The organism is Paenibacillus sp. J22R56, from assembly GCF_056269375.1.
Genome location: NZ_JBWDNV010000018.1, coordinates 49,938 through 57,062 on the forward strand (window position 1 = coordinate 49,938; position 7,125 = coordinate 57,062).

At 45.2% G+C, this 7,125-nt stretch carries 6 protein-coding genes and 7 tRNA genes; 1 reads left to right on the forward strand and 12 read right to left on the reverse strand.

The window, feature by feature from the left end; genetic code table 11:
• Nucleotides 1–33 precede the first annotated feature (33 nt).
• The 5 genes from AC0YNT_RS30100 to AC0YNT_RS30120 form a co-directional block, all read right to left on the reverse strand.
• The gene (locus tag AC0YNT_RS30100) at nt 34–1,428 is read right to left on the reverse strand and encodes a DUF4179 domain-containing protein (protein ID WP_475807852.1); all 1,395 of its coding nucleotides are present in this window, start codon (nt 1,426–1,428) and stop codon (nt 34–36) included.
• Nucleotides 1,415–1,957 (reverse strand): sigma-70 family RNA polymerase sigma factor, encoded by a 543-nt coding sequence (locus tag AC0YNT_RS30105; protein WP_475807853.1) that lies wholly within the window; start codon nt 1,955–1,957, stop codon nt 1,415–1,417. The genes AC0YNT_RS30100 and AC0YNT_RS30105 overlap by 14 nt, the downstream gene beginning before the upstream one ends.
• 140 nt (nt 1,958–2,097) lie before the next feature.
• The gene (locus tag AC0YNT_RS30110) at nt 2,098–3,219 is read right to left on the reverse strand and encodes an ABC transporter ATP-binding protein (protein WP_475807854.1); all 1,122 of its coding nucleotides are present in this window, start codon (nt 3,217–3,219) and stop codon (nt 2,098–2,100) included.
• An 87-nt stretch (nt 3,220–3,306) separates the two neighbouring features.
• Entirely contained in the window at nt 3,307–4,425 is a 1,119-nt protein-coding gene (locus AC0YNT_RS30115) for a PucR family transcriptional regulator (RefSeq protein ID WP_475807855.1), read from the reverse strand.
• A 74-nt stretch (nt 4,426–4,499) separates the two neighbouring features.
• Nucleotides 4,500–5,447 (reverse strand): MraY family glycosyltransferase, encoded by a 948-nt coding sequence (locus tag AC0YNT_RS30120; RefSeq protein ID WP_475807856.1) that lies wholly within the window; start codon nt 5,445–5,447, stop codon nt 4,500–4,502.
• Between the two features lie 190 nt (nt 5,448–5,637).
• Here AC0YNT_RS30120 and ssuE point away from each other — a divergent pair, with 190 nt between their 5' ends.
• Nucleotides 5,638–6,180 (forward strand): NADPH-dependent FMN reductase, encoded by a 543-nt coding sequence (gene ssuE, locus AC0YNT_RS30125; RefSeq protein WP_167283052.1) that lies wholly within the window; start codon nt 5,638–5,640, stop codon nt 6,178–6,180.
• A gap of 107 nt (nt 6,181–6,287) precedes the next feature.
• Here ssuE and AC0YNT_RS30130 read toward each other — a convergent pair.
• From AC0YNT_RS30130 to AC0YNT_RS30160, 7 genes are all read right to left on the reverse strand, one after another.
• Nucleotides 6,288–6,363 (reverse strand) — tRNA-Lys (locus AC0YNT_RS30130).
• Between the two features lie 14 nt (nt 6,364–6,377).
• Nucleotides 6,378–6,461: transfer RNA gene (locus tag AC0YNT_RS30135), tRNA-Tyr, on the reverse strand.
• Between the two features lie 10 nt (nt 6,462–6,471).
• Nucleotides 6,472–6,547: transfer RNA gene (locus tag AC0YNT_RS30140), tRNA-Phe, on the reverse strand.
• Between the two features lie 19 nt (nt 6,548–6,566).
• A tRNA-Asp gene (locus AC0YNT_RS30145) sits at nt 6,567–6,643 on the reverse strand.
• A gap of 30 nt (nt 6,644–6,673) precedes the next feature.
• Nucleotides 6,674–6,750, reverse strand: a tRNA-Met gene (locus tag AC0YNT_RS30150).
• Between the two features lie 17 nt (nt 6,751–6,767).
• Nucleotides 6,768–6,843, reverse strand: a tRNA-Val gene (locus tag AC0YNT_RS30155).
• A gap of 8 nt (nt 6,844–6,851) precedes the next feature.
• Nucleotides 6,852–6,928, reverse strand: a tRNA-Met gene (locus AC0YNT_RS30160).
• Nucleotides 6,929–7,125 lie beyond the last annotated feature (197 nt).

Sequence of the window (7,125 nt, forward strand, 5' to 3'; positions counted from 1 at the left end):
AAGCAACGTTTCTCCGTCGCTCAGCGCTTTTCGTCATTTTATAACCACATTCACAGGTTCTTCGACATATCCCGGGTATTGATACAGCGTAAAAGTTAATGGCTGCTTATAAGGTTTATTAGGGATGGTGTAGTATGCTTCGTACATGAAAGCCGATCCATCTGCTTCGCTTCTTGAAGTACTTTGTGTGCCATCATGATCAAGTAATGTATGCTCCCTCCCCGATGCGTCATGGAATACCGCCTTATGGTCAAGCAACCAGTAGCCATACCCCCGTTCCAGCTCATTCAATTGCTTTGCTTCAATAGATAACTCAAAGCCCGAAGGGTATTTCCGGACTTTCGTCAATTGGATACGGTCATCCGGTGTTTCCAGCGTCTCTCCCGTTTCGGTATTAATAACAAATTTCTGCTCTTTCAGCGATAGTAGCAGTCCATCGGCTACCAGTTGAAGATGCTTAGGCTTCTCGAAATAATTGCTTTGGAACGTCAGCGTCGTTGTCCCGTCATCCAGCATGCCAAAACCACCTTTTGTTTCCCAACGCCGCCCTTTTTCATCCACCAATGCCAGCTTCAAAAAAGAATTTGCGCGTATCCTTGCATCCGGTTCCCGTCGAATCGTGACTGATGCCTGCAGCGGTGTAACGAGGGCTTTCTCTATGATGAAATACTGTCCTCCAACCTCTATTTCTTTGTTCAGCGTGATTTCTTCCCCTAACTCTTCAAATCGGCTATGATCAATTGGAATATCGACCTCATGCCATTCACCGCCGAGCTTCAAAGCGAACTTGATTTTATCCGGTACTTGGACACCATCACCCAACATAATATCAATCATATCATGAACATTTGTCGCTTCTTCCTTCTCCGGCTCTGTCTGCCCAATACTATAATAGTTACTGCCGATCATAGCTTCCAAGTGCTCACCATTACCGTCGGTAATCTTGTAGTCTGAGGTATGAGCATCTTCGCTCATATTCGGACCCTCTGCCGTATAAAAAATCACAATCCGCTGTTGATCCGCCATAACACCATCAACCGTGAGCGTATAGCCGTTCTTACTGTCGGAGTCATTCACCGGCTGAATAAATTCATGATTTATTGCACTAATCAGTGTGTTATCGCCTTTTATCAACTCAACGACTCCATTCAACCCCGGAATCTCACGCATCAGATTCGCAAAGGCAGGGGATACCCGAATACATGCTGTAAGAAGAACAAGCACGATAACCGCCGAAGCTGCCATTTGAACGGTCAGTCTGCTTCTTCTCCTACTTCTTCCCTGCTGGCGTGCCCTTTCTACTCCTGTCCGAATGGCTGATGAAAAGGAATCCTCCGTTGCACTTCCTAATAACAAGTTCACCTGTGCCTTATCCTCTGCAAACATCTCTTCTAACCCTTGTTCGAACTCCAACCTATTCCCACTCAACCGTCATCCCCTCCTTTCCGTACGACTCATTACTTCTTAATTGCTTCAAAGCTTGATGCAGCCACGTTCTTATCGTCCCGTCCGGCTTCTCCAGGAGCTCGGCTATCTCCGTAATCGTCATGTCCCGATAATATTTCAGCACAATAACCATCCTGTATTTCGCAGGTAACTTCTGCAGTTGAACAGCCAAATCCATTTTATCCACGCCATTTTCAGTAGCAGCTGACGTATCTCTCTCCATAAGCTCATTATTTAGAGGCTGCTCACGGCGCCGCTTCTTTTGCTCATCCAGACAGATCCGGATAAGAATCCGTGTCATCCAGGTCGTAAAGACCTTGGGATCACGCAAAGTACGGCGTTTATTCCAAACCCTAAAAGTAGTCTCCTGTATAGCCTCGAGTGCATCCGTCTCATTCCGCATATAGGAGTAGGCAATGCCATATAGGCGGCCCTGATCCATCTGAATTCGTGCAATAAGCGCCTCATCGTCGCCTTTTATAGCAGCCGCTGCATACTCATCTCTATCCATTTGTCCCTCCTTCCCCAAACCCTCAGCATACGCTTAATTAAGTATTAGACGGTGCTGGCGCCAATACGGTTTTTTATTTATAAAAACGTAAAAAAGACTGCCTCCCAATCGGGAGACAGCCTTGTTGTAATTATTAAGGATTAGTTTTCGAAGATGTTCAGCTCGGACTCTTTGTCGAACATATGAACTTTGTTCATGTCCAGAGCAAGCTTAACGCTGGAACCGTCACGCAGTGTCGAACGACCGTCAACGCGAGCGATTACTGTGTCAGAACCGATACCATTCAGGTACAGGTACATTTCATGACCAAGGTTCTCAGCTACTTCAACGTTAGCGTTAACGATTGTGTTCGGGGAAGCTTCCAAGAACACAGGCTCTTCGTGAAGATCTTCTGGACGAATACCCAGAATTACTTCTTTACCAATGTAACCTCTAGCGCGAAGATCTGCTGCTTTACCTTCAGGTACAACAACGTCTACACCAGTAGTTTTGAATTTCACAGCGCCGCCTTGATCAGCAAGCGTACCAGTAATGAAGTTCATCGAAGGAGCACCAATGAAGCCCGCTACGAAGATGTTTACTGGGTGGTTGTACAGCTCTTCAGGAGAAGCCGTTTGTTGAATGAAGCCGTCTTTCATAACTACGATACGATCACCCATCGTCATTGCTTCGATTTGGTCATGCGTTACGTAGATAGTAGTTGTTTCAAGACGTTTAGTCAGTTTGCTGATTTCAGCACGCATTTGACCACGAAGTTTAGCGTCCAAGTTGGAAAGTGGTTCGTCCATCAAGAATACTTGTGGTTCACGAACGATAGCGCGTCCCAAAGCTACACGTTGACGTTGACCGCCGGAGAGTGCTTTTGGTTTACGATCCAGCAAATGCTCGATATCAAGAATTTTAGCAGCTTCACGAACACGTTTGTCGATGTCTGCTTTTTTGAATTTACGAAGTTTAAGGCCGAAAGCCATGTTTTGATAAACGTTCATGTGTGGGTACAACGCGTAGGATTGGAATACCATCGCGATGTCGCGGTCTTTCGGTGCTACGTCATTTACGACGCGGTCGCCGATATACAGCTTACCCTCGGAGATTTCTTCAAGACCTGCGATCATACGAAGAGTTGTCGATTTACCACAGCCGGAAGGTCCTACCAGTACCAAAAACTCTTTGTCCTTAATGTCAAGGTTAACATCAGTTACCGATGCTTTGTCGGAACCCGGGTATTTTTTGTAAATGCCTTCTAAACGTACGCCTGCCATTTGAATGTCCCCCTAAAAGAAAATTTCTTATGGGTATATCTTATCGCACAGGCCCGTTTGTGACTATGCACAAACTATACAAAAAAACTAATTCCTTTTCGTAACTTTGTACAATAGTAAAATAATTTTGACTAATACGGCATCACGGAACTGTCGAACATCAAGTCCAGTTTCCTGTTTTAATTTATCTAAGCGATATAATAATGTATTCCGATGGATATAAAGCTTTTTTGCCGTTTCACTTACATTACAATCAAGCGAGAAGAAAGTTTCAAGCGTTGCCAGCATTTCCGATTCAACGAACAACTCGGTCCGCTTTAAAGCATGCTCCAAGTAACGGGAACGTTGAACTTCCGGAATCGCATTCAAGAGCCGCTCCAACTGCAGATTCCAAGGCAAATGAATACTTGTTCCTACATGGAACTTACGGCCAAGATTAATCGTCTCACGCAACAGTACGGTCGTCTCCACGATTCCTTTAGCCGGACTTACAGGATGAGCGACAGCCAGATGGCATTCGCCGATCCATTCGCTTGCCAGCATCTCATATAAACCATGACATATAGAAGACAAACTGTCTTCCACCGTCTCTTCATCTTCGTCATCCATAAACTCACTATCGGCTTCCTTCAATAAAGAGACAGGTCCCCATATGAGCCATTCCTGATTTTTAAGTGGAATAAGCAAAATATCCTCCGCAAGAAATGAGCGGAGCAGCTTTTCTAGTTCCGAATAAGAAGCCTGTTTACCATTCGTGTATTCCGTTACTAATAAGAAAGGGATCATTTCCGCAAATAACTTGCCGCCTGCAGTCAAATGATCGGGAATCGAATAAGAAGGCTCCTCCGAATCAACCTGCTGTTGAATCCACTCGCTTAGCTTGAGGGCAAACGATTCGCTTTCTGATAAGTTACCTGGTTTCACCGCTTGCTGCTGTTGAGCTTGATTCCATTGCAGTGTCCAAGTCAATAACTCCGCTTCAGCCCGCTTAAGTTCCCCTTCGATCTCTAAGGCTTCCACATCGTTGCCCGTAACCTTAACAACGATCCATGTCTTTCCGTTTTGCTCTACACGACTGCCTTCCACAATCTTATCGTGCTTGTCATCTCCGCTCCAGCTTGTCCAATCAGATAACGAGAACGTAGTGAACCGTACCGGACAGTTCAAAATGTGCTGCAGCGGGGTTAGCCAATCTGTCGTGCTCATTTCACATGTCTCCAATCTCCAGCTCCAAGAATGACGCTTTTTTTCGTCATTGTATCACAAAACCACTGCTTAGTTCAGCCTTTCATGACAAGCAGAAGGATAGACAGCAAGGAGAACAACGCTGCAATGAGATACATAAAGGAAACCGTTTGAACCTGTGTCAGCCCCCAACGCATAAGAGCATGGTGAGTATGGAGCTTATCTGCCTGATGGAGTCCCTTACCGGTAGCCAGCCTGCGAAGCATAACGATTATCGTATCCAAGATAGGTAATCCTAATGCCAGTAGAGGCACTAATATCGTGATAAACGTAGCTTTCTTGAACGCACCATCTATAGCGATAACCGCAAGGGTATAGCCTAGAAAGGTTGCTCCAGCATCACCCATAAAAATTCTCGCAGGGTGGAAATTATACAGCAGAAAACCGATACAAGAACCACCAATAATAATGGCGATTACTCCTATATCCCCTTGCCCTTTAATAAGGGCAGTAATAAACAAAGTAATTGAAGACAATGTACAGACTCCTGAAGCAAGGCCATCTACACCATCTATGAAGTTGATCATATTAATAAGGGCGAAAATCCAAATGATTGTTCCAATCCAATCTACCCAGGCAGGGAAGCTGACGAACAATCCATTAGCAGGATTCATAACGCCATCCATATGAATACCAAAAAACAGTGGAATAGATGAGACCCCCAAATAGATAATGACACGAGGCCATACCGGGAAGTCTTTTCCTTTCGCTTTCGATGCATCATCCATCAATCCAATTGTAACAAGCAGCGCCCCGCCTACAATAATGCATAAACTAAGTGGAGTTATCCCCTGAAAAGTAAGAATCGTCACAACACAAGCAATGTATAGCGCAGCCCCGCCCATAAGCGGAATCGGGCGATTATGAATTTTACGCCAGTTTGGCCGGTCAACAATACCGTACCTGATAGCAATCCTCTGCATGATGGGTACAAACAAAACCGTCAATACAATAGTCATCCCGACAGCAAGCCAATACGTCATTCGAATGTTCCCCTTCGTCAGTCACGTCATTTGTTTTAACTGTTCAACATTGTTCCCTATCGAGAGGAAAAAAATGATTAAAATCTCTTCTTACAGCGTTATAATGTGTTTGACGACTGGAAATGTTCATGATAGGATAAATCCATACTTATCATATCGGAATTAACGAAAATTAAGGAGTGAATATAAGATGCCGCAAGTTGTTATTTTGAATGGCAGTCCTAATCCTGGTTCACGTTTGACAGGTATTACGCAATATGTTGAATCACACTTGTCTAAAGAAGGCATTTCTTTCAACCATATTACGGTTGCTTCCCTTCCTGCAGAGGATCTCATCCATGCACGATTCGACAGTCCTGCAATTGTTGAAGCTTCTTCCTTAGTTGAGTCAGCAGATGTAGTGATTATTGCTAGCCCTGTTTATAAAGCATCCTTTACCGGCGTACTCAAAACATTCCTTGATCTGCTTCCTCAAAAAGGACTATCCGGCAAATTCGTCACTCCTCTGTTCATTGGCGGTACGATTGCTCACTTGCTCTCAATTGACTATGCCCTGAAGCCAGTCCTTTCCGCATTAAATGCTAAGCATTTCGGCAGCGGAGTATATGCCACTGATTCTCAAATCGCACGTGTTGATAACGGTGAATTCGAGCTTAACGAGGAATTACAAGAACGGTTAAACTCTTCTGTAGCAGAAATCATTGAAGAACTTAAATTTCGGAAAAATAGATAACAAAAAAGCTTGAAGGATCGAGTGTCCCTTCAAGCTTTTTCTATTCTATATTAATGAAGCATCAAAAACCCACATACCGAAGTATGTGGGTTGGACATTTAAATAAGTGGTGAGCCATGAAGGACTCGAACCTTCGACACCCTGATTAAAAGTCAGGTGCTCTACCAACTGAGCTAATGGCTCTCAATAAAGAGAAATGGTGGAGGGCGATGGATTCGAACCACCGAACCCGAAGGAGCAGATTTACAGTCTGCCGTGTTTAGCCACTTCACTAGCCCTCCACAAGCTAAATGGTGGCTCGGGACGGAATCGAACCGCCGACACGAGGATTTTCAGTCCTCTGCTCTACCGACTGAGCTACCGAGCCTTATTTACACATAAAAAAATGGCGGAGCTGACGGGATTCGAACCCGCGGTCTCCTGCGTGACAGGCAGGCATGTTAGGCCTCTACACCACAGCTCCATGCTACTTCCGGATTTTTTCCGAAAAAATTGGTTGCGAAGACAGGATTTGAACCTGTGACCTTCGGGTTATGAGCCCGACGAGCTACCGGACTGCTCCACCTCGCGGCAATATAAAACTTATATGGTGGAGGCTGAGGGGATCGAACCCCCGACCCTCTGCTTGTAAGGCAGATGCTCTCCCAGCTGAGCTAAGCCTCCGAAAAGTATGGTAGCGGCGAAGGGGATCGAACCCCCGACCTCACGGGTATGAACCGTACGCTCTAGCCAGCTGAGCTACACCGCCACACTTATCCCACTAGTGTCACTTACAGCGCGTGGGAACGACTGCAAGATCAGGAACTTGTGCCCTGAAAACTGGATGCGAAAGTGAAACTTCTTAAGCGATGTTTATGAATCAATCATAAACGTTTTAGGATAAGCCCTCGACCGATTAGTATTCGTCAGCTCCACACATTGCTGTGCTTCCACCCCGAACCTATC